Below are 22,424 nucleotides of genomic sequence, written 5' to 3'. Positions count from 1 at the left end.
TCGCCGCCTTCGGCAGCTCCTACGGGGTGAACTCAAGCCAAGGCAGTCACGCTTGCAGCGGCTCGACCTTCCTCGTCAACAACTCCACAAACGCCCGCGCCATCGGCGATTTCTGGTCCTTGCGCTGCGCCAGCCAGACCGCCGACACCGCCGCCGGATCGAGCAAGGGCCGGTACACCACTCCGTCAATCCGCATCCGCTGATAAGACGCCGGCAGCACCGAGACGCCCAACCCTGCAGCCACCAACCCGATAATGGTCATTGCCTCGCCAGCCTCCTGGGCGAAGTGCGGACTGAAACCGGAGTCGCGGGCCAGGCTCAGCAGTTGCGCGTAAAGGCCGCTGCCGTAGCTGCGCGGGAAAAACACGAAAGGTTCGAGGGCCAAGGCTGAAAGGAACAACCCCTCCTCGCTGCCGTTCACCAGCGGATGTTTGGAGCTGAGTACCGCCACCAGCGGTTCACTCATCAGCTCGACTACGCTCAGGGAATCCGGCAGCCCCAGCGGGCGCATGATGCCGACTTCAATCGACTCATCCACCAGCGCATCGGCCACCTGGGTGCTGCTCATTTCCCGCAGGTTCAAATGCACCGCCGGGAAGCGCTGGCGGAATGCGAAAATCGCCTGGGGGATGGTCGAGTTGAATGGCGCCGATGAGGTAAAGCCGATTTTCAGCTCCCCCAGCTCGCCCAATTGCGCCCGACGGGCGACGTCGGCAGCTTTGTCGACCTGCGCCAGCACCAGCCGCGCCTCCTGCAGAAACAACCGACCCGCCTCGCTGAGTTCGACCCGACGATTGGTACGCTCAAACAATCGCGCCCCTACCTCTTGCTCCAGTGCCTGAATCTGCTGGCTCAAGGGCGGTTGCGAGATGCCCAGCACCTGTGCGGCGCGGCCGAAATGCAGTTCTTCGGCGACGGCGATGAAGTACCGCAAATGACGCAATTCCATGAAAACCTCATTAGGTCGCAAAAGCTCTTAAACAGGTCGAATAATATATTGGATTGAATCATTAGGCAGCTATATGCTTTTTCCATTGCCTGACCGGCTACCCGCTCCCGAGGTCCGAAGTGAAAACTGTTGTTGCGCCACTCGCCCATGAAGTCCCACCTTGCGCAGTGGATGATGTCGCTGCCGAGCTCAAGGAGATTTACATCGAGAAAGGCACGCCGATGTTCATGCGCACAGTGCTGGCGTTGTTCTGCGGTGGCTTTGCGACGTTCGCCCTGCTGTATTGCGTGCAGCCGATGATGCCGCTGCTGTCCCACGAATATTCGATCAATGCAGCCCAGAGCAGCCTGATTCTCTCGGTGGCCACTGGCATGCTCGCCATCGGCCTGCTGATCACCGGGCCCATTTCCGATCGGGTCGGACGCAAGCCGGTGATGGTCGCCGCGCTATTTGCAGCGGCGCTGTGCACCATCGCCAGCTCGATGATGCCAAGCTGGCACGGCGTGCTGCTGATGCGCGCGCTGATCGGCCTGTCATTGAGTGGCCTGGCCGCGGTGGCCATGACTTATCTGAGCGAAGAGATCCACCCGCAGCACATCGGGCTCGCGATGGGGCTGTACATCGGCGGCAATGCGATTGGCGGGATGAGCGGACGCCTGATCACCGGGGTGCTGATCGACTTCGTCAGCTGGCATACCGCAATGCTGGTCATCGGGGGCCTGGCGCTGATTGCAGCGGCAGTGTTCTGGAAAATACTTCCCGAATCACGCAACTTCCGTCCACGTTCGCTGCACCCACGCAGCCTGGTCGACGGTTTCACCATGCATTTTCGCGACGCCGGTTTGCCGCTGCTGTTTCTCGAAGCCTTTGTGCTGATGGGGGCCTTTGTCACCTTGTTCAACTACATCGGCTATCGCCTGCTGGCCGAGCCGTACCACATGGAACAAGCCTTCGTCGGGCTGCTGTCGGTGGTGTACCTGTCGGGGATCTACAGTTCGGCAAAAATAGGTTCGCTGGCCGACAAACTGGGGCGCCGCAAAGTGCTCTGGTCGACCATCGTATTGATGATCGGCGGCCTCGCCCTGACGATGTTCACGTCATTGCCGGTGGTGATCATCGGCATGCTGATTTTCACGTTCGGCTTCTTCGGCGCGCATTCGGTAGCGAGCAGCTGGATTGGCCGACGCGCAACCAGGGCAAAGGGCCAGGCGTCGTCGCTGTACCTGTTCAGCTATTACGCCGGGTCTAGCATTGCCGGGACGGCGGGCGGTGTGTTCTGGCACCTGGGTGGCTGGAACGGGATCGGGTTGTTCGTGGGTACCTTGCTGGTGATTGCGCTGCTGGTGGCATTGAAGTTGGCGAAATTGCCGCCGCTGGGTGGTGTTAAAGCTTAAAAGCAGAAGATCGCAGCCTTCGGCAACTCCTACAGTATGGGAGCTGCCGCAGGCTGCGATCTTTTGATCGTGTTCCAAACAAAAACGCCCGGCATCAGCCGGGCGCTTTTTATTGGGCGACGATTACTCGTGATACTGCGCCGACAACTCATGCACCGCGCGCAGGAACGCGCCGGCGTGTTCCGGATTGACCTCCGGTGTAATGCCATGGCCGAGATTGAATACGTGCCCGCTGCCCTTGCCGTAGCTGGCCAGAATCCGTCCGACTTCGGTACGAATGGCTTCAGGCTTGGCGTAGAGCACGGTCGGGTCCATGTTGCCCTGCAGCGCAACTTTGCCGCCGACGCGATCACGGGCACTGCCGATGTCACAGGTCCAGTCCAGACCCAGCGCATCAGCGCCGGCATCGGCGATGCTTTCAAGCCACAGCCCCCCACCCTTGGTGAACAGGATGACTGGTACCTTGCGACCTTCGTGTTCGCGGATCAGGCCGCTGACGATCTTGCGCATGTAGGCCAGGGAGAACTCCTGGTAAGCCGCCGCCGAGAGGTTGCCCCCCCAGCTATCGAAGATCTGCACCGCCTGGGCACCGGCCATGATCTGGCCGTTGAGGTAGCTGGTGACCGACTGAGCCAGCTTGTCCAGTAACAGGTGCAAGGCCTGCGGATTGTCGTAGAGCATGGTTTTGGTCTTGCGGTAGTCTTTCGACGAGCCGCCTTCGACCATGTAGGTGGCCAGGGTCCATGGGCTGCCAGAGAAGCCGATTAGCGGCACACGGCCGTTCAGTTCGCGGCGGATGGTGCTGACCGCGTCCATGACGTAGCCGAGGTCTTTATGCGGGTCAGGAATCGGCAGGGCTTCGATGTCGGCCAGGGTGCTGACGACTTTCTTGAAGCGCGGACCTTCGCCCGTCTCGAAGTACAGGCCCTGGCCCATGGCGTCAGGAATGGTCAGGATGTCGGAGAACAGGATCGCCGCGTCCAGTTGCGGATAGCGGTCGAGCGGCTGCATGGTGACTTCGCAAGCGAACTCCGGGTTCATGCACAGGCTCATGAAATCACCGGCCTTGGCACGGCTGGCGCGGTATTCCGGCAAGTAGCGACCGGCCTGACGCATCATCCACACAGGCGTGACGTCTACGGGTTGCTTGAGCAGGGCGCGAAGGAAACGGTCGTTCTTCAGGGCAGTCATGTCGGCATCCGGAAAAAAAGTGCGGGCATTTTCTCAGAGCGCGAGGCAAAAGGCACGGTTGCAGGTCAGCCTTTTGTCTATCGGGTCAATTTGTCGCGCTGGAACACAGTGTTCGCAACACCGAGAAACAACTGTGGGAGCTGGCCTGCCAGCGATGCGGCCACCTCGGTAGTCAGTCAGACCGAGGTGATGCTATCGCCGGCAGGCCAGCTCCCACAGGAGTTACTGCATTTCAGCTCAGGATTGGGCTTAGACGCCCAGGTAATCCAGAATCCCTTCGGCGGCGTTGCGGCCTTCGAAGATCGCCGTCACCACCAGGTCAGAGCCGCGAACCATATCGCCACCGGCGAAGATTTTCGGGTTGCTGGTCTGGTGTTTGTACTGACCTTGCTCCGGGGCCACAACGCGGCCCTGGCTGTCGGTCTGGATGCTGTGCTGTTCGAACCAAGACGCCGGGCTAGGGCGGAAACCAAAGGCGATCACCACGGCGTCGGCCGGGATGATTTCTTCGGAGCCCGGGATCGGCTCGGGGCTGCGACGGCCACGGGCGTCCGGTTCGCCGAGACGGGTCTCAACCACTTTCACGCCTTCGACGCGGTCTTCACCGACAATGGCGATCGGCTGGCGGTTGTAGAGGAATTTCACGCCCTCTTCCTTGGCGTTCTTCACCTCTTTGCGCGAGCCCGGCATGTTGGCTTCGTCGCGACGATAGGCGCAGGTCACCGATTTGGCACCCTGGCGAATCGACGTACGGTTGCAGTCCATCGCCGTGTCGCCGCCACCCAGCACCACCACCTTCTTGCCTTTCATGTCGACGAAATCTTCCGGCGACTTTTCAAAGCCCAGGTTGCGATTAACGTTGGCAATCAGGAAGTCGAGCGCGTCATGCACGCCCGGCAGGTCCTCACCGGCAAAGCCGCCCTTCATGTAGGTGTAGGTGCCCATGCCCATGAACACGGCATCGTATTCTTCAAGCAGTTGCTCGACGGTCACGTCCTTGCCCACTTCGGTGTTCAGGCGGAACTCGATGCCCATGCCGGTGAAGACTTCGCGACGATTGCTCAACACAGTCTTTTCCAGCTTGAACTCGGGAATACCGAAGGTCAGCAGGCCGCCGATTTCCGGGTTCTTGTCGAATACCACCGGGGTCACGCCGCCACGCACCAGTACGTCGGCACAGCCCAGACCGGCCGGGCCCGCGCCGATAATCGCAACACGCTTGCCGGTCGGCTTGACCTTGGACATGTCCGGGCGCCAGCCCATGGCGAACGCGGTATCGGTGATGTATTTCTCGACCGAACCGATGGTCACTGCGCCGAAGCCGTCGTTGAGGGTGCACGCACCCTCGCACAGACGATCCTGCGGGCACACTCGCCCGCACACTTCCGGCAGTGTGTTGGTCTGGTGCGACAGTTCGGCGGCCTGGAGGATGTTGCCCTCGGCCACCAGCTTCAGCCAGTTCGGAATGAAGTTGTGCACCGGGCACTTCCATTCGCAATACGGGTTACCGCAACCCAGGCAGCGGTGGGCCTGATCGGCCGAATGCTGGGGTTTGAAAGGTTCGTAGATCTCCACGAACTCTTTCTTGCGTTGACGCAACAGTTTCTTCTTCGGATCCTTGCGCCCGACCTCGATGAACTGGAAGTCATTATTCAGACGTTCAGCCATTGTTAAAACCTCATCAAACTCTTCAGGCGCATATCACTGCGGGTTGGCACGGGTGCTGGAAAGCAACGATTTCAAGTTGGCAGCCTTGGGCTTGACCAGCCAGAAACGACGCAGATAGTCATCGAGGTTTTCAGCGAGGTTACGACCCCATTCGCTGTCGGTTTCCGCGACGTATTCGTCGAGCACGCGCTGCAGGTGGCTGCGATAGGCTTCCATCGCTTCGCCGCTGATGCGCTGGATTTCCACCAGTTCGTGGTTGACCCGGTCAACGAAGCTGTTGTCCTGGTCGAGCACGTAGGCGAAACCGCCGGTCATGCCTGAACCGAAGTTGTAGCCGGTCTTGCCCAGGACGCAGACGAAACCGCCGGTCATGTACTCGCAGCAGTGATCGCCCGTGCCTTCGACTACGGTATGAGCACCGGAGTTACGCACGGCAAAACGCTCGCCCGCAGTACCGGCGGCGAACAGTTTGCCACCGGTAGCGCCATACAGGCAGGTGTTGCCGATGATGGCACTGTCCTGAGTCTTGTAGATGCTGCCCTTGGGCGGCACGATGACCAGTTTGCCACCGGTCATGCCCTTGCCGACGTAGTCGTTGGCATCGCCTTCCAGGTACATGTTCAAGCCGCCAGCGTTCCACACACCGAAGCTCTGACCGGCCGTTCCTTTGAAGCGGAAGGTGATCGGCGCGTTCGCCATGCCCTGGTTGCCATGCTTGCGCGCGATTTCGCCGGAGATCCGTGCGCCGATCGAACGGTCGCAGTTGCAGATGTCCAGGGCAAAATCGGCGCCGCTCTTGTCGTTGATGGCAGAGGTGGCCATGTCGACCATTTTCTCGGCCAGCAAACCTTTGTCGAACGGCGGGTTGCGCTCAACCTGGCAGAACTGAGGCTTGTCCGCCGGGATGTGATCGCTGCCGAGCAACGGGGTCAGGTCCAGGTGTTGCTGCTTGGCGGTCTGGCCTTCGAGGATGTCCAGCAGATCGGTACGACCGATCAGCTCTTCGAGGGAGCGCACGCCCAGCTTGGCCAGCCACTCACGGGTTTCTTCGGCGACGTAGGTGAAGAAGTTCACCACCATGTCGACGGTGCCGATGTAGTGATCCTTGCGCAGCTTCTCGTTTTGGGTCGCGACGCCGGTGGCGCAGTTGTTCAAGTGGCAGATGCGCAGGTATTTGCAGCCCAGGGCGATCATTGGCGCGGTACCGAAGCCAAAGCTTTCAGCGCCGAGGATTGCGGCCTTGATCACGTCGAGCCCGGTTTTCAGGCCGCCGTCGGTTTGTACCCGCACTTTTCCGCGCAGGTCGTTGCCACGCAGGGTCTGGTGGGTTTCGGCCAGGCCGAGTTCCCACGGTGCGCCCGCGTATTTGATCGAGGTCAGCGGCGATGCGCCGGTGCCGCCGTCGTAGCCGGAGATAGTGATCAAGTCCGCATAGGCCTTGGCCACACCGGCAGCAATGGTGCCGACGCCGGCTTCTGCTACCAGCTTCACCGAGACCAGCGCCTTCGGATTGACTTGCTTGAGGTCGAAAATCAGCTGCGACAAATCTTCGATCGAATAGATGTCGTGGTGCGGCGGCGGCGAGATCAGGGTCACGCCCGGCACTGCGTAACGCAGCTTGGCGATCAGGCCGTTGACCTTGCCACCGGGCAGTTGACCGCCTTCGCCGGGCTTGGCGCCTTGGGCGACCTTGATCTGCAGCACTTCAGCGTTGACCAGGTATTCCGGGGTCACACCAAAACGGCCAGTCGCCACCTGCTTGATTTTCGAGCTCTTGATGGTGCCGTAGCGCGCCGGGTCTTCGCCGCCTTCGCCGGAGTTGGAACGCGCACCAAGGCGGTTCATCGCTTCAGCCAGGGCTTCGTGAGCTTCCGGCGACAATGCACCGAGGGAGATGCCCGCGGAATCGAAGCGCTTGAGCACCGATTCCAGCGGTTCGATCTCGCTGATGTCCAGCGGCGTGTCCAGGGTCTTGACCTTGAACATGTCGCGAATCATCGACACCGGACGGTTGTCCACCAGCGCCGTGTATTCCTTGAACTTGCTGTAGTCGCCCTGCTGCACAGCGGCTTGCAGGGTGTTGACCACGTCCGGGTTGTACGCGTGATATTCGCCACCGTGGACGAACTTCAGCAAACCGCCCTGCTGGATTGGCTTGCGCGGGCTCCAGGCTTCGGCAGCCAGGGCTTTCTGCTCGGCTTCGATGTCGACGAAACGCGCACCCTTGATGCGGCTTGGCACGCCACGGAAGCTCAGCTCGCACACTTCTTCGGACAGGCCGATGGCTTCGAACAGCTGCGCACCGCGGTACGAGGTAATGGTGGAGATACCCATCTTCGACAGGATCTTCAACAGACCTTTGGTGATGCCTTTGCGGTAGTTCTTGAACACCTCATAGAGGTCGCCCAGCACTTCACCGGTACGGATCAGGTCGCCCAGCACTTCGTAGGCCAGGAACGGATAGACCGCCGAGGCGCCGAAACCGATCAACACTGCGAAGTGGTGCGGATCGCGCGCAGTCGCGGTCTCCACCAGGATGTTGGAGTCGCAACGCAGGCCTTTCTCGGTCAGGCGGTGGTGTACCGCGCCGGTGGCGAGCGAAGCGTGGATCGGCAACTTGCCAGGGGCAATGTGCCGGTCACTCAGCACAACCTGGGTACGACCGGCGCGCACAGCTTCTTCAGCCTGGTCGGCAACGTTGCGGATCGCCGCTTCGAGGCCGACGCTTTCGTCGTAGTTAAGGTCGATGATCTGGCGTTCGAAGCCCGGACGATCGAGGTTCATCAGCGAACGCCACTTGGCCGGGGAAATGACCGGCGAGCTGAGGATCACGCGCGAAGCGTGTTCCGGCGACTCCTGGAAAATGTTGCGCTCGGCACCGAGGCAGATTTCCAGCGACATGACGATGGCTTCACGCAGCGGATCGATCGGCGGGTTGGTGACCTGTGCGAATTGCTGGCGGAAATAGTCGTACGGCGTGCGCACGCGCTGGGACAGCACAGCCATCGGCGTGTCGTCGCCCATCGAGCCGACGGCTTCATAACCTTGCTCGCCAAGCGGTCGCAGCACCTGGTCGCGCTCTTCGAACGTGACCTGATACATCTTCATGTATTGCTTGAGCTGGTCAACGTCGTAGAACGCCGAGCCGTGGTCGTTATCTTCCATGGTTGCCTGGATGCGCAGGGCATTCTTGCGCAGCCATTGCTTGTACGGATGACGCGACTTCAAGCGGTTGTCGATGGCGTCGGTGTCGAGGATCTGCCCGGTTTCGGTGTCCACGGCAAAGATCTGGCCCGGACCAACGCGGCCCTTGGCGATGACATCTTCAGGCTGGTAGTTCCAGACGCCGATTTCCGAGGCCAGGGTGATGAAACCGTTCTTGGTGGTCACCCAACGCGCCGGACGCAGACCGTTACGGTCGAGCAGGCACACCGCGTAACGACCGTCGGTCATTACCACGCCGGCCGGGCCGTCCCACGGTTCCATGTGCATCGAGTTGTATTCGTAGAACGCACGCAGATCCGGGTCCATGGTCTCGACGTTCTGCCACGCAGGCGGAATGATCATCCGCACACCACGGAACAGGTCGATGCCACCGGTCACCATCAGTTCGAGCATGTTATCCATGCTGGAAGAATCGGAACCGACGCGGTTGACCAGCGGGCCGAGTTCTTCCAGATCGGGCATCAGGTCGTTGGCAAACTTTGTACGACGTGCCACGGCCCAGTTGCGGTTGCCGGTGATGGTGTTGATTTCACCGTTGTGCGCCAGGAAGCGGAACGGTTGCGCCAGCGGCCATTTCGGCAGGGTGTTGGTGGAGAAGCGCTGGTGAAACACGCAAATCGCGGTTTGCAGGCGCTGGTCGCTCAGGTCTGGATAGAAGGCGGTGAGGTCCGCCGGCATCATCAGGCCTTTGTAGATAATGGTCTTGTGGGAAAAGCTGCAGATGTAGTGATCGGTGTCGGCAGCGTTGGCCACGGACGAACGACGACGGGAACTGAACAGCTTGATCGCCATGTCCTGATCGCTCAGGCCTTCACCGCCGATGAACACTTGCTCGATCTGCGGCAGGCGCTCAAGGGCCAGGCGGCCGAGGACGCTGGTGTCGATCGGCACTTTGCGCCAGCCGACGAGTTGCAGGCCCGCCGCCAGGATCTCGCGGTTCATGTTCTCGCGTGCGGCTTCGGCTTTGACCGGGTCCTGATTGAAGAAGACCATGCCCACCGCATATTGCTTGGGCAGTTCGACGCCGAATGTTTCCTGGGCGATCGCTCGCAGGAACACGTCCGGCTTTTGAATCAGCAGACCGCAACCGTCACCGGTCTTGCCGTCGGCGTTGATCCCACCGCGGTGGGTCATGCAGGTCAGGGCCTCGATGGCCGTTTGCAAAAGGGTATGACTGGGCTCGCCCTGCATATGGGCTATCAGGCCGAAACCGCAGTTATCCTTGAATTCATCTGGTTGGTACAGACCTGCTTTCATAGACACTTTCTCACCAGGCTGCCTCTTATCGAGGCAAATTTCTTTTCAATTCAACCACTTGCGACCCGCGCCGAACGTACGCCAGCTTTGCGGGAGCAAAAGGGAGGTCATTGTACACACCGACACAGAGGCTCACAAATTTGACGACGAACTGTCGCAAATCTATGTCGCATTTGTGAAAGGTTTAAAGCGATATGCTGTGCTAGTCAAAACTTTTTTGATTTTTGACCGCAACCACTCAAAGACTACTGTGACGCAGACACCACAAGGCACGCGATCTGTAGAGAAGGCGCGCACAGGCGGAAATATTGAGGTGCCGGGAGAGGCGGCCTGGGTAAGGCCGCCGAATCTTCAGCGAGTTGTTGCCAGTTCCTGTTGGACGCTGGCGACAGTGCGAGGCCAAGGTTTACCAGCCTGAACCTTCGCTGGCAAGGCCTTGATGGCGCTAAGGGCTGCATCACGGTTGGCGAAGTTACCGTAGGTGATGACGTACAGCGGCTTGCCGTTGAGCACTTTCTTGAAATAACGGTACTCGCCGCCCTGCTCTTTCACGAAGTTTTGCGCAGACGCTTCGGAGCTGGTGCCAAGGATCTGCACCACGTAGTTGCTGGTCGGTTGCCCGGCGTACCAGGTACCACCGGCGCCTTTGGCAGCGGCAGCTGCCGGTTTCTCGGCAGGCTTGGCGGTCGCCACGGCGGCAGGTTTGGCCGGCACAGGCGCGGGTTTGGCGACAGGTGCGGGAGCCGGCTTGGCAGTGGCCACCTGGGTCGGTGCTGGCGCAGGCTTGGCGGCCGGCGTCGGCGCTGGGCCAGGCTGGATTCCGGCCGGCGGCGCAGAAGTGGTCACGGTCGGCGGTGTGGCGCTGGAGCCTTCAACCGGCACGCCATCGTCACCTTCAGTGATGCCACCCGCCGCTTCGGCCAGCGGGCCACGCATGACCGGTTGCGAGTTGCCGACAAGCGGCAACGGCATCGGCTGCGAATTACCGGCGAACTCCACGGCTGGAGCACCGTTGCTGTTAGGTTGCGGTGCACCCTCGCCGAGCGGCAATTGCGCCTGCTCGTTGGCAGGAGCGCCAGTGGTCGGTGCTTTGCTGCGACCTGGCATCAACCAGGCGGCGGCTACCGCGACCACGACTACGGCGGAAATCGCCAATACGTGTTTCTTCGGCATGTTGAACCCCATACTTGGACGCTTGACCGCTGAGCGGCTGGCAATCATGGCTTCGATCATCGCATCGCGGGCGACCTGGTTGATATTGCCAGGCCAACCGTCGGAGCTTTCATGAATATCAGAGATCTGATTAGCGGTGAAAAGTTCGATACCCCGGCCAGCGCCTTCGAGCCGCTGATCCAGATACTCGCGGGTTTCCTCTTCGGTGTAAGGCTGCAATTCGATGACGTGAAAGCGCTCTTCTTCAAGGCTCAACGCATCGAGTTGGGCAATCAACGACGACTCGCCGAACAGGAACACATGCGGACGGCCTTCGGGAGCACCCGCGGCCAGTGCCAGCAAGGCTTCCAGCGCTGACTCGTCAAGCTGCTCGGCGTCATCCACCAGCAGATAGACTTCCTGCCCGGTCAAGGCCAGCTGTACGACCTGCGACAGGATCGAGCCGATTTCCGGCTGGGCGACATTCAGCGCCTGGGCCACCTGGCGCAGCACGCCGGCGGCATCACCGGCACCGCGGGCGGAAACCACCACACTCTGCACCGATTGCTTGTTGGTACTGGCCACCAGGGCCTGGCGCAACAGGGTCTTGCCGCTGCCTTGCGGGCCGGTGACCACCAGCAGCAACTGGCTATAGCGCGCCAGATGATGCAGTTGTCCCAGCACCGGCTTGCGCTGGGCAGGGAAAAATTTGAAGCCAGGTACCCGCGGAGCGAAAGGGTCGTGACTCAACTGGTAATGGCCGAGGAAAGCCTCGTCGGCGTGCAAACTAGTCATCGGGATCTTATTAACCTTTAAGCTGAGCCAGGGCGCGGTAATCCGCTCCCAGCGTGGCCTGTAGAACCTCTTTCGGATAATCGTCGGTCACCACCGCTTCGCCCATGTGGCGCAGCAGCACCAGGCGCAAACGACCGTCGATCACTTTCTTGTCAATTGCCATGTGTTCGAGAAAATCGGCTTCAGTCATCTCTTCAGGCGGGATAACCGGCAGGCCGGCGCGCTGGAACAGACGGATGCCACGATCACGCTCCTGCTCGCTGATCCAGCCCAGGCGTGCGGACATTTCCAGCGCCATTACAGTGCCAGCAGCCACCGCCTCACCATGCAGCCACACACCATAGCCCATATGCGTTTCGATGGCGTGGCCGAAGGTATGCCCCAGGTTCAACGTGGCGCGTACGCCCGTTTCCTTCTCGTCGGCGCCTACCACGGCAGCCTTGGCTGCGCAGGAGCGCTGAATCGCGTAAGTCAGGGCAGTCTGGTCCAGGGCGCGCAGGCGATCGACGTTCTCTTCGAGCCAGGTGAGGAATGGCTCGTCGCAGATCAGCCCGTATTTGATCACTTCAGCCAGCCCGGCAGAGAGTTCGCGGGCCGGCAAAGTGTTCAGGGAGGTCGTGTCGATCAGCACCACGTTCGGCTGATAGAAGGCGCCGACCATGTTCTTGCCCAACGGATGGTTGATACCGGTCTTGCCGCCCACCGAGGAGTCGACTTGCGACAGCAGCGTGGTCGGGACCTGAATGAAATCGACACCACGCTGATAACAGGCGGCGGCAAAACCGGCCATGTCACCAATCACCCCGCCGCCCAAGGCGATCACGGTGGTGCGGCGATCGTGACGTGCCGTCAGCAGCCCGTCGAAGATCAGTTGCAGGGTTTCCCAGGTCTTGAAGGCTTCGCCGTCGGGCAGCACCACGGAAATGACCGAGAATTGCCCCAGGCTGCGGGTCAGACGTTCGAGATAGAGCGGCGCGACGGTCTCGTTGGAAATGATCGCCACTTGCCGTCCGCGAATATGCGGGGCCAGCAGCTCAGGCTGATCCAACAAACCTTCGCCAATATGAATCGGGTAGCTGCGCTCGCCTAGATCGACCTTGAGTGTCTGCATGTGTCCCCACAGTGAAGATGGAATCAGGCATCGTGCCTTGAATTATCGATGTCCGCGGCCTCTGTTGGTGTGACGCCGTTCGGTAGCCATCCGCCACACTCCAGAGCGGCGGCGACTGGAGGCCGAGGATAGCGCATTTCGCGCCGCGCTTTAACGGGGAGGCAGTTGCTGCAAGCGTTCGAGAATATCCAGCACCACCATTCGCGGCGGCCGCTCATCGGTTTCCACCACCAGATCGGCGATTTCCCGATAGAGCGGATCGCGAATCGCCAGCAGATCCCGAAGTGTCTTGGCCGGATCTGCCGTGCGCAATAGCGGCCGATTGCGGTCGCGGGACGTTCGCCCCACCTGCTGCTCGACGGAAGCATGCAGGTACACGACCCGACCACCGGCATGCAGCGCCCGACGATTGGCTTCGCGCATGACTGCACCGCCGCCGGTCGCCAACACCACGCCATCGCACGCGCACAGCTCGGCAATCATCGCCTGCTCGCGATCACGGAAGCCTGGCTCGCCTTCCTTATCGAAAATCCATGGGATATTGGCGCCCGTGCGCAATTCAATTTCCTTGTCGGAATCTTTGAACGGCAGGCGCAGCTCTTTGGCCAGTAACCGGCCGATGGTGCTTTTTCCAGCCCCCATCGGTCCTACAAGAATCAAATTTCGCACAGAATCAACGACTCACAGCAATCGCCTGGTTATTCATGATACGCGGTGTGAGAAACACCAACAGCTCGGATTTTTTCTCCGAAACCACGTCACGCCGGAAAAGGCGGCCAAGATACGGCACATCGCCGAGAAATGGCACCTTATCTACAACCTTGCTTTGAGTATTTGAGAAAACGCCACCGATGACGATGGTCTCGCCATCGTTGACCAACACCTTGGCATTGACCTCGTTTTTCTTGATCGGCGGTACGTCCTGCACCTTGTTCAGGTAATCCGGCTCATCCTTGGTGACCTTGACCTCCATGATGATGCGGTTGTCCGGGGTGATCTGCGGGGTCACTTCCAGCGACAGCGATGCCTCCTTGAAGGACACGGATGTGGCACCGCTGGAACTGGCTTCCTGATACGGAATCTCGGTGCCCTTGAGGATCTTCGCGGTTTCCTTGTCGGAGGTGACGACCTTGGGTTGCGAGACGATTTCGCCGTTGCCGGTTTTTTCCATCGCCGTCAGTTCCAGGTCGAGCAACACGTTATCGGTAATGAACGCGATGCCGATTCCCGAGGTATTAGCCGAGGTGCCCAGGTCGACGAAAGGCGAATTGGTGCCCGTGCTGCCCGGTGTACCAATAGTGGTGGACGAGCCGTTGACCCCCGAGGAGTTCCAGTTGCCCTTCTGCACCGAACCACCCCAGCGCACGCCGAGACTCTTGTCGTAATCGACGTTGGCCTCGACAATTCGCGCCTCGATCATCACCTGACGCACCGGAATATCCAGCTGCGCCACGATGCGACGAAGTTCGTCGAGACGATTCTGGGTCTGGTAGGCAATGATGTTGTTGGTGCGCTCATCGACGGTGATCGAACCACGCTCGTCGACTTTCGCTTCGGCACTGGTGACCGACTGGAACAGCTTGGCGATATCGGCAGCCTTGGCGTAGTTGACCTGCAGCAGCTCGCGACGCAGGGGGGCCAGTTCGGCGATCTGCTTTTGCGACTCCAGCTCCTGGCGCTCGCGAGCGGCAATTTCCTCCGCCGGCGCAACCAGCAAGACGTTGCCGACCATGCGCTTGTCCAGGCCCTTGGTCTTCAGCACCAGGTCCAGCGCCTGGTCCCACGGCACATTTTGCAGGCGCAGGGTAATGCCGCCCTGGACCGTGTCACTGGCCACCAGATTGAGGTTGGTGAAGTCGGCAATCAACTGCAGCACCGAGCGCACATCGATGTCCTGGAAATTCAGCGAAAGTTTCTCGCCACTGTAGGCGAAGCGCTCGGCATTGCGTTTTTGCAGGTCGTCGACGGTCATCGCCCGAATGCTGACGGTGAGCTTGTTGTCGGTCTGATAGGTCGAGTAGTCGAACGCGCCACTGGGTTCGATGCTGATGGTCGCACGGTCCCCGGTGGCACTGGCATTGACGAATTGCACCGGCGTGGCGAAATCCTTCACGTCCAGGCGGACTCGCAGGGACTCTGGCAGCTGGGTTCGGGCGAAGCCAAGGATGATCTTGCCCTCGCGCTCTTGAATGTCCGGGGCGATGGATGGATCGGACAGGTCGATGACCACATTGCCCTCGCCCTGGGTGCCACGCTGGAAGTCAACGCTGCGAATAGCCTTGGCTACCGGCGCGTAGGCTTTCGCCGGGGCCGGCGACGTGACGGCACGCGGCGCGCTGGCGACCGGTCGGGATGCAGCCTTGCTCGCGCCCTGGCCGACAACCACAAACAGGGTGTTGCCTTCGACCCGCGAGGTGTAGGGGGACAACTGCGTCAGGTTGATGATCAGCCGCGTCCGGTCCTTGGCTTCCACCACCGTGGCACTGCGGGCATTGCCGCCACCCAGGTCGCGGGTCTTGCTGGACAGCTGGCTGACCACCCCGGGCAGGTCGAGTGCGATCCGCGCCGGTGACTCGGTGGTGTAGCCCTTGGGCGTGGGAGGCGTGCCATCGAACGACAGCTTCAACTCGATGCGGTCCCCAGGCAGTGCGGCAACGTCCAGCGTCTTCAGATTGGCCGCTTGTGCCATCGGCGAAAGCAGCGCTATCCATAGCGAAATACCGAGGGCTGAGAAAATCCTGTTCATGATTCGAGTCCCACTATGAATGCTCTTTCAAAGGTATGGTTCGCGGCCGTTCCAGCCAGGCTCCCTGGCCGTCGGGGACGATTTCGATCACGTCGACCTGCGAGCCGCTGATGGCGACAATGCGCCCATCGTTGCGCCCAAGGTAGTCACCGACTTTCAATCGATGCACGCCGCCAGCCCCGCGCAGCAGCGCAAAGGAGCCGGTTGCATTGGAAATCGTGCCGACCATTTCAAACTGCTCGATGTTGAAACCTTCCAGGTACTGCTTGGCCCGGGCAGGATCAGGCTTGACGTTGCGCGAACCGTGCTTCTGGCCAGCCAGGTCCACCCTGACCTGCCGGGAAAACGGGCTTCGCAGGTTGGCGGCGCTGTAGGTGAACGTCGGGTAGGAGCGGAAAATCGGCGTTGGCTCTATCTTCCCCGGTGGGCGCAGGCGAACTTCGTTCATGTAGGCATCGAGGTCGCTGACGTCGTCGCCCTTGCCACAGCCGGCCAACCCGAGCACGACGAGCACCATGGCCAAACAACGGATCGGGCTCATTTCGGCGCCCCCTTGTCGTTATAGCGGTAGGTCTTGGCGAGGATACTCATGCGTAACTTCGTCCCGCCATCCGGGTCGGCCGCAGCAATGTCGAAGTCATGCAGCGTGACGATCCGGGGCAGGCCGGCCACACCGCTGACGAAGGTCGCCAGGTCGTGATAGGCCCCGGTCACGGTGATCTGGATCGGTAGTTCGATGTAGAACTGCTGGGTAACTTCCGGCAGCAACTTGATCTCTTCGAACTCCAGCCCACTCCCGAGCCCGGTGCGAGTGATGTCCTCCAGCAGGCCCGGCACCTCGGTGTCGCTGGGCAGTTGGCGCAGCAACACGCCAAAGGAGTTTTCCATCTCTTTCATCTGCTGGGTGTACAGCTCGAGATTGGCGGCCATGCGGGCCTTGGAGGTGAATTGCTCCTTGAGTGTCAGCTCCTCCTCACGCTTGCTGTCCAGCTGGGTTTCCAGGTCGCTGAGGTAAAAGTGATACCCCAGGGCCAGTACCAGCACCATCAGCAGCCCACCCGCGATCGCCTTGATCGCCGGCGGCCATGAGCCGATGTTGTTGGTGTCCAGGTCGTTGATATCAACGTTGCGCAGTCCGGCAAACCATTCCGATGGACTCATTGACCGTCCTCCACAGCGGCGGGCTGGGTCTGTCGAACCGTCAACTGGAAGATGTTCGCCTGGTCGAGCTGACCCGCCGTAGTGGCCTTGACCTCGGTCAGGCTGGGGGCATCGAACCAGTCGGAGCCGTCAAGATTGCGCATCAGGTCAGACACGCGATTATTGGACTCGGCAGCACCGGTAATGGACAAGGTAGTGCCGACCATTTTGACTTCGGTGAAATACACCCCGTCCGGCAACGTGCGCGCCAGCTGGTCGAATATCCGCCCGCTGATTGGCCGATTGCCCTGCAGGTCCTGGATGATGCGCATGCGCTCGATGAGCTGCTGGCGGCGTGCCTTCAAGTCGCTGATCTGCTTGATCCGCTCATCGACAACGGCAATCTGCTTGCCGATGTAATCGTTGCGCGCGAGCTGACGGTCAACGGCCGCTGTGATGACCTGGTCCGCAATCAGCACCGCCCCCACGGAGCCTACCAGGACCCCAACGAGGGTCACCAGGAAGCGTTTGCGGCGTTCCTCGCGCAGTTCCTCGCGCCAGGGTAGAAGATTGATCCGCGCCATCAGTCAAAACTCCTGAGTGCCAGCCCGCAAGCGATCATCAGTGCCGGCGCATCACTGGCCAGGGCACCGGCGTTGACCTTGCTGCTCAGGGTCATGTCGGAAAATGGATTGGCCACCTGGGTCGGCGTATTCAGGCGCTGCTCGATCAAGCGGTCCAGCCCCGGAACTGACGCCGTGCCGCCGGCCAGCAGAATGTGGTCGACCGCATTGTATTGGCCAGACGCGAAGAAAAACTGCAACGAACGGGAGACCTGTTGCACCAGCGCCTCGCGAAACGGTTGCAACACCTCACTGACGTAATCGTCCGGCAGGCCACCCTGTTTTTTCGCCAGCCCTGCCTGCTCAAGGGTCAGGCCGTAGCGACGCTGGATTTCTTCGGTCAACTGACGCCCCCCGAACAACTGCTCGCGGGTGTAGATAATTCGCCCCTTGTGCAAAACACTGAGGGTGGTCATGGTTGCACCGATGTCGACCACGGCCACGGTCAACTGCCCCTGGGGGCTGGCCAGATGGCCAGTCAGCAGGCCGAACGAGCGCTCCAGCGCATAGGCCTCGACATCGACCACCCGCGCGGTAAGGCCGGCCAGTGCCAGGGCAGCCTCACGGACTTCGACATTTTCCTTGCGGCAGGCGGCCAGCAGCACATTGACTCGTGCCGGGTTTCGCACCGAAGGCCCCTGGACTTCGAAGTCGATGGCGACTTCGTCCAGGGGATAGGGAATGTATTGATCGGCCTCGATCTTCAGCTGGTTTTCCAGCTCGTCGTCGGAGAGGCCGGCATCCATCTCGATTGTCTTGGTGATCACCGCCGAACCGGCCACCGCCACCGCCACATTCCTGAGATTGGTCCTGGCCTTGATCAGCACGCGCGACAATGCCTGCCCGACACCTTCGAGTTCAGCGATATTCTTTTCGATGACTGCATTGGCGGGCAGCGGCTCGACTGCATAGGCCTCAACCCGGTAGCGCTCGCCTTGACGACTTAACTCCAGAAGCTTCACCGACGTGGAGCTGATGTCGATCCCCAGAAGCGTGTTGGCCTTTTTATTGAAGAGTCCTAGCACTACCCATTCCCTATGACTATCCGTGAGTTACGGACTCTGTAATGTCCATTGCGTTCAACCCGCCCGTCTTGACAACAGCGCAAATGACGCCCCGCGACGGAAAAATGCTTATAATGCCCAGCGATTTTTTACCAGTTTTTACTCCAAGCTCGGGACATTACTCTTTTCACCAGTCCCTGGCGTCAAATTCATTCTTTGCCTGGATATCCAAACGCCTTGATTCGTCTGCTGAAATTTTTCGGTTGGTCCGTCGTCGCCGTTTTCTGCGGACTGCTCCTGAGTCTGAGTGGCGCCTATCTTTACCTTAGCCCCGGATTGCCGTCTGTGGAGGCACTGAGAAGCATTCAGTTGCAGATTCCGCTACGGGTATACAGCAGTGACGACAAGTTGATTGCAGAATTCGGCGAAATGCGCCGGACTCCGATCCGTTTCGCCGACATTCCGCCGAATTTCATTAATGCGTTGCTAAGCGCTGAAGACGATAACTTCGCCAACCACTATGGCGTCGATCCGAGCAGCCTGATGCGTGCCGCCACCCAGCTGGTGAAAAGCGGCCATATCCAGTCCGGCGGCAGCACCATCACCATGCAGGTGGCAAAGAATTTCTTCCTGACCAGCGAGCGCAGCTTCTCACGCAAGACCACCGAAATTCTCCTGGCCCTGCAAATTGAACGCCAGCTGACCAAGGACGAGATCCTCGAACTGTACGTTAACAAAATCTACCTGGGTAACCGCGCCTATGGCATCGAAGCCGCTGCGCAGGTGTACTACGGCAAGTCGATCCGTGACGTCAGCCTGGCGCAGATGGCGATGATTGCGGGCCTGCCCAAGGCCCCTTCGCGCTTCAATCCGCTGGCCAACCCGGCGCGCAGCAAAGAGCGGCGTGACTGGATCCTGGGCCGCATGTACAAGCTGGGCAAGATCACCGAAGCCGACTACACCGCCGCGATCAACGAGCCGCTCAACGCCAGTTATCACGTCCCGACACCGGAAGTGAACGCCCCCTACATTGCCGAGATGGCCCGCGCCGAAATGGTCGGCCGCTATGGCAGCGACGCGTATACCGAAGGGTTCCGCGTGACCACCACGGTGCCAAGCAACCTGCAGGAAATGGCCAACACGGCGCTTCACGAAGGCCTGATCACTTACGATCAGCGCCACGGTTATCGCGGCCCTGAATCGCGCCTGCCAGGCAAAACCCGCGAAGCCTGGGCAACCGAACTGACCAAGCAACGCACCATCAGCAGCCTTGAACCGGCCATCGTCATCCAGGTCGACAAGAACGGCCTGCAGGTGCTGACCCGCACCGGCGAGGAGCACGTCAGCTGGGACACGATGAAATGGGCGCGACCGTTCCTCAATACCAACAGCATGGGCGCCAATCCCAAGCAGCCAGCTGATGTAGCCCAGGTCGGCGACCTGGTGCGCGTGCAGCGCCAGCCTGACAACTCGCTGAAGTTCAGCCAGATTCCCCAGGCCCAGGGCGCACTGGTGTCCCTCGACCCGCAAAACGGCGCCATTCGCTCGCTGGTAGGTGGTTTTGCTTTCGAACAGAGCAATTACAACCGCGCCATGCAAGCCAAGCGTCAGCCAGGCTCGAGTTTCAAGCCGTTCGTCTACAGCGCCGCGCTGGATAATGGCTACACCGCCGCCAGCCTGGTGAACGATGCACCGATCGTGTTCGTTGACGAATACCTGGACAAGGTCTGGCGCCCGAAGAACGACACCAACACGTTCCTCGGCCCGATTCGCCTGCGTGAAGGCCTGTACAAGTCGCGCAACCTGGTGTCGATCCGCCTGGTGCAGGCATTGGGTATCGACCGTACCATCGACTACATCAGCAGGTTCGGCTTCAAGAAAGAAGACTTGCCGCGCAACCTGTCCCTGGCCCTGGGCACCGCGACCCTGACGCCAATGGAAATTGCCACCGGCTGGAGCACCTTTGCCAACGGCGGCTATAAAGTGAGCCCTTACCTGATCGAAAAGGTCGAGAGCCGTAACGGTGACCTGCTGTTCGCTGCCAACCCGCCAAGCGTGCCCAAGGGCGAAGTCGTCAGCGATGGCATCGCGGCACCAGCGGCCAGCGCTTTCGCGGTCAATGCAACGCCTGCGGACGCCTCAAGTACCCAGCCTGCGCAGTCACCTGCAGTGGCTGAACGCATCGTCGATGGCCGCACCACCTATATCCTCAACAGCATGCTCGAAGACGTGATCAAACGCGGCACCGGTCGCCGCGCACTGGCTTTGGGCCGCAGTGACATTGCAGGCAAAACCGGTACCACCAACGAATCCAAGGACGCCTGGTTCTCCGGCTACAACGCCGACTACGTGACCACCGTCTGGACCGGCTTCGACCAACCTGAGAGCCTGGGTCGCAAGGAATTCGGCGGCACCGTAGCACTGCCGATCTGGATGAACTACATGGCCGCCGCGCTAAAGGACAAGCCGCCGCACACCCAACCTGAACCGGAAGGCATCCTGAGCCTGCGGGTTGACCCGGTCAGCGGCCGGGCAGCCTCCCCAGGCACGCCTGGCGCCTACTTCGAGCTGTTCAAGGCCGAAGATACGCCACCGACCGGCAGCGAGCTGGGAAGCGGTTCTGCGCCAGGCAGCCCGTTGCCTGCGGATGAAGGTGCGCCGATCGATTTGTTCTGATCTATTAGCGCAAACCAAAAGCCCCGCCTTCGAGAGAAGCGCGGGGCTTTTTTACAGCCAGGATCAAAAGATCGCAGCCTTCGGCAGCGCCTAGAGGGGAACGTGATCTCCCGCAGGACCTGCCGAAGGCTGTGATCCTTTGATTGTCCGGGCAATAAAAAACCCGGCCACTGACCGGGTTTTCCTGAGTGCTACGGCTTAGCCGTTGAACACATCATCCACGCTTTTCAGCGGGTAGTTCTTCGGATACGGCAGGGTCGCTACGCCGGTCTCGATCGCGGCCTTGGCCACGGCATCGGAGATGACGGTGATCAGGCGAGCATCCATTGGTTTCGGGATAATGTACTCACGACCGAATTCCAGCTTGATGCCGCCATAGGCGTCACACACTTCCTGAGGCACCGGCAATTTGGCCAGTTCACGCAGGGCATTGGCCGCCGCCACTTTCATTTCTTCGTTGATGCGCTTGGCGCGAACGTCCAGGGCACCGCGGAAGATGAACGGGAAGCCCAGTACGTTGTTGACCTGGTTCGGGTAGTCCGAACGGCCGGTGGCCATGATCACGTCGTCACGGGTAGCGTGCGCCAGTTCCGGGGAGATTTCCGGATCAGGGTTCGAGCACGCGAACACGATCGGGTTGGCCGCCATGGATTTCAGGCCTTCAGCGCTCAACAGGTTCGGACCAGACAGACCCACGAACACATCAGCACCGGCCAGGGCGTCAGCCAAGGTGCGCTTTTCGGTAGCGTGGGCAAACACGGCCTTGTACTGGTTCAGGTCGTCACGGCCGGAGTGGATTACACCGGTACGGTCAACCATATAAATGTTTTCGATGTTGGCGCCCATGCTCACAAGCAATTTCATGCAGGAGATGGCGGCCGCACCGGCGCCCAGGCAGACGATCTTGGCTTCTGCCAGGGTCTTGCCGGCGATTTCCAGTGCGTTGATCATGCCGGCCGCGGTAACGATCGCGGTGCCGTGCTGGTCATCGTGGAATACTGGAATGTCGCACTGTTCGATCAGCGCGCGCTCGATCTCAAAGCATTCAGGTGCCTTGATGTCTTCCAGGTTGATGCCACCGAAAGTGATGGAGATGCGCTTGACGGTGTCGATGAAGGCTTGCGGGCTTTCGGAGTCGACTTCGATGTCGAAAACGTCGATGCCGGCGAAGCGCTTGAACAGTACACCCTTGCCTTCCATCACTGGCTTGGAAGCCAATGGACCGAGGTTACCCAGGCCCAGAATCGCGGTGCCGTCGGAAATCACTGCAACCAGGTTGCCCTTGCCGGTGTATTTGTAGGCCAGTTCAGGATCGCGGGCGATTTCGCGCACTGGTTCGGCTACGCCGGGGCTGTAGGCCAGCGACAGGTCGCGGGCGGTAGCGGTGGCCTTGGTGAGCTCGACACTCAGCTTACCTGGACGAGGATGGGCGTGATATTCGAGAGCGGCAGTTTTCAGATCAGACATGGGGGCATTCCGCTTTTACTGTTGGA

15 protein-coding genes are annotated in these 22,424 nt (G+C 60.4%); 2 read left to right on the top strand and 13 right to left on the bottom strand.

Going from position 1 to position 22,424, the window contains the following annotated elements; all coding sequences use genetic code 11:
* Positions 1–46: 46 nt before the first annotated feature.
* A complete protein-coding gene (locus tag EQV97_RS16420) occupies positions 47–949 on the bottom strand; it encodes a LysR family transcriptional regulator (RefSeq protein ID WP_240889266.1) in 903 nt (300 codons plus the stop codon).
* 119 nt (positions 950–1,068) lie between these two features.
* Between EQV97_RS16420 and EQV97_RS16415 the strand changes: the two genes are divergently transcribed.
* Positions 1,069–2,343, top strand: a complete 1,275-nt coding sequence (locus EQV97_RS16415; protein ID WP_122841491.1) for an MFS transporter — start codon at positions 1,069–1,071, stop codon at positions 2,341–2,343.
* A gap of 123 nt (positions 2,344–2,466) precedes the next feature.
* Here EQV97_RS16415 and hemE read toward each other — a convergent pair whose 3' ends face one another.
* The 11 genes from hemE to EQV97_RS16360 all read right to left on the bottom strand — a co-directional run bounded on the left by hemE (position 2,467) and on the right by EQV97_RS16360 (position 18,276).
* Positions 2,467–3,534, bottom strand: a complete 1,068-nt coding sequence (hemE, locus tag EQV97_RS16410) for a uroporphyrinogen decarboxylase (protein ID WP_122841490.1) — start codon at positions 3,532–3,534, stop codon at positions 2,467–2,469.
* 249 nt (positions 3,535–3,783) lie between these two features.
* Entirely contained in the window at positions 3,784–5,202 is a 1,419-nt protein-coding gene (locus EQV97_RS16405) for an FAD-dependent oxidoreductase (RefSeq protein WP_045061932.1), read from the bottom strand.
* A gap of 33 nt (positions 5,203–5,235) precedes the next feature.
* A complete protein-coding gene (gltB, locus tag EQV97_RS16400) occupies positions 5,236–9,684 on the bottom strand; it encodes a glutamate synthase large subunit (protein ID WP_122841489.1) in 4,449 nt (1,482 codons plus the stop codon).
* A gap of 351 nt (positions 9,685–10,035) precedes the next feature.
* Positions 10,036–11,631 carry an AAA family ATPase gene (locus tag EQV97_RS16395; RefSeq protein WP_045061934.1) on the bottom strand — a complete coding sequence of 532 codons (1,596 nt, stop codon included), beginning with the start codon at positions 11,629–11,631 and terminating at the stop codon, positions 10,036–10,038.
* A gap of 10 nt (positions 11,632–11,641) precedes the next feature.
* A complete protein-coding gene (aroB, locus tag EQV97_RS16390) occupies positions 11,642–12,742 on the bottom strand; it encodes a 3-dehydroquinate synthase (RefSeq protein ID WP_122841488.1) in 1,101 nt (366 codons plus the stop codon).
* Positions 12,743–12,892: 150 nt separating this feature from the next.
* Positions 12,893–13,411: a shikimate kinase AroK gene (gene aroK / locus EQV97_RS16385; RefSeq protein ID WP_045061936.1), complete on the bottom strand. Its 519-nt coding sequence runs from the start codon at positions 13,409–13,411 to the stop codon at positions 12,893–12,895.
* Between the two features lie 4 nt (positions 13,412–13,415).
* Positions 13,416–15,488 carry a type IV pilus secretin PilQ gene (gene pilQ / locus EQV97_RS16380; protein ID WP_122841487.1) on the bottom strand — a complete coding sequence of 691 codons (2,073 nt, stop codon included), beginning with the start codon at positions 15,486–15,488 and terminating at the stop codon, positions 13,416–13,418.
* Between the two features lie 13 nt (positions 15,489–15,501).
* Positions 15,502–16,029, bottom strand: a complete 528-nt coding sequence (locus EQV97_RS16375) for a pilus assembly protein PilP (RefSeq protein WP_122841486.1) — start codon at positions 16,027–16,029, stop codon at positions 15,502–15,504.
* Positions 16,026–16,649 carry a type 4a pilus biogenesis protein PilO gene (gene pilO / locus EQV97_RS16370; RefSeq protein ID WP_201147807.1) on the bottom strand — a complete coding sequence of 208 codons (624 nt, stop codon included), beginning with the start codon at positions 16,647–16,649 and terminating at the stop codon, positions 16,026–16,028. The genes EQV97_RS16375 and pilO overlap by 4 nt, the downstream gene beginning before the upstream one ends.
* Positions 16,646–17,212, bottom strand: coding sequence for a PilN domain-containing protein (locus tag EQV97_RS16365; RefSeq protein ID WP_201147806.1), 567 nt, complete (start codon positions 17,210–17,212; stop codon positions 16,646–16,648). The genes pilO and EQV97_RS16365 overlap by 4 nt, the downstream gene beginning before the upstream one ends.
* Positions 17,212–18,276: a pilus assembly protein PilM gene (locus tag EQV97_RS16360; RefSeq protein WP_045061941.1), complete on the bottom strand. Its 1,065-nt coding sequence runs from the start codon at positions 18,274–18,276 to the stop codon at positions 17,212–17,214. The genes EQV97_RS16365 and EQV97_RS16360 overlap by 1 nt, the downstream gene beginning before the upstream one ends.
* Before the next feature lie 216 nt (positions 18,277–18,492).
* Between EQV97_RS16360 and EQV97_RS16355 the strand changes: the two genes are divergently transcribed.
* Positions 18,493–20,931 carry a penicillin-binding protein 1A gene (locus EQV97_RS16355; RefSeq protein WP_240889265.1) on the top strand — a complete coding sequence of 813 codons (2,439 nt, stop codon included), beginning with the start codon at positions 18,493–18,495 and terminating at the stop codon, positions 20,929–20,931.
* Between the two features lie 198 nt (positions 20,932–21,129).
* Here the strand turns inward: EQV97_RS16355 and EQV97_RS16350 are convergent, their stop codons facing one another.
* The gene (locus EQV97_RS16350) at positions 21,130–22,398 is read right to left on the bottom strand and encodes a malic enzyme-like NAD(P)-binding protein (protein WP_045061943.1); all 1,269 of its coding nucleotides are present in this window, start codon (positions 22,396–22,398) and stop codon (positions 21,130–21,132) included.
* Between the last annotated feature and the right edge of the window lie 26 nt (positions 22,399–22,424).

It is taken from the genome of Pseudomonas sp. TMW22090 (assembly GCF_022496665.1).
In the GTDB taxonomy this organism is placed as follows: domain Bacteria; phylum Pseudomonadota; class Gammaproteobacteria; order Pseudomonadales; family Pseudomonadaceae; genus Aquipseudomonas; species Aquipseudomonas gregormendelii.
This window is presented reverse-complemented; position numbering and strand designations above follow the sequence as displayed.

Coding starts and splice junctions, on each gene's coding strand:
- EQV97_RS16420 (WP_240889266.1), bottom strand. CDS start 949: ATGGAATTGCGTCATTTGCGGTACTTCATCGCCGTCGCCGAAGAACTG.
- hemE (WP_122841490.1), bottom strand. CDS start 3,534: ATGACTGCCCTGAAGAACGACCGTTTCCTTCGCGCCCTGCTCAAGCAA.
- EQV97_RS16405 (WP_045061932.1), bottom strand. CDS start 5,202: ATGGCTGAACGTCTGAATAATGACTTCCAGTTCATCGAGGTCGGGCGC.
- gltB (WP_122841489.1), bottom strand. CDS start 9,684: ATGAAAGCAGGTCTGTACCAACCAGATGAATTCAAGGATAACTGCGGT.
- EQV97_RS16395 (WP_045061934.1), bottom strand. CDS start 11,631: ATGACTAGTTTGCACGCCGACGAGGCTTTCCTCGGCCATTACCAGTTG.
- aroB (WP_122841488.1), bottom strand. CDS start 12,742: ATGCAGACACTCAAGGTCGATCTAGGCGAGCGCAGCTACCCGATTCAT.
- pilQ (WP_122841487.1), bottom strand. CDS start 15,488: ATGAACAGGATTTTCTCAGCCCTCGGTATTTCGCTATGGATAGCGCTG.
- EQV97_RS16375 (WP_122841486.1), bottom strand. CDS start 16,029: ATGAGCCCGATCCGTTGTTTGGCCATGGTGCTCGTCGTGCTCGGGTTG.
- pilO (WP_201147807.1), bottom strand. CDS start 16,649: ATGAGTCCATCGGAATGGTTTGCCGGACTGCGCAACGTTGATATCAAC.
- EQV97_RS16365 (WP_201147806.1), bottom strand. CDS start 17,212: ATGGCGCGGATCAATCTTCTACCCTGGCGCGAGGAACTGCGCGAGGAA.
- EQV97_RS16350 (WP_045061943.1), bottom strand. CDS start 22,398: ATGTCTGATCTGAAAACTGCCGCTCTCGAATATCACGCCCATCCTCGT.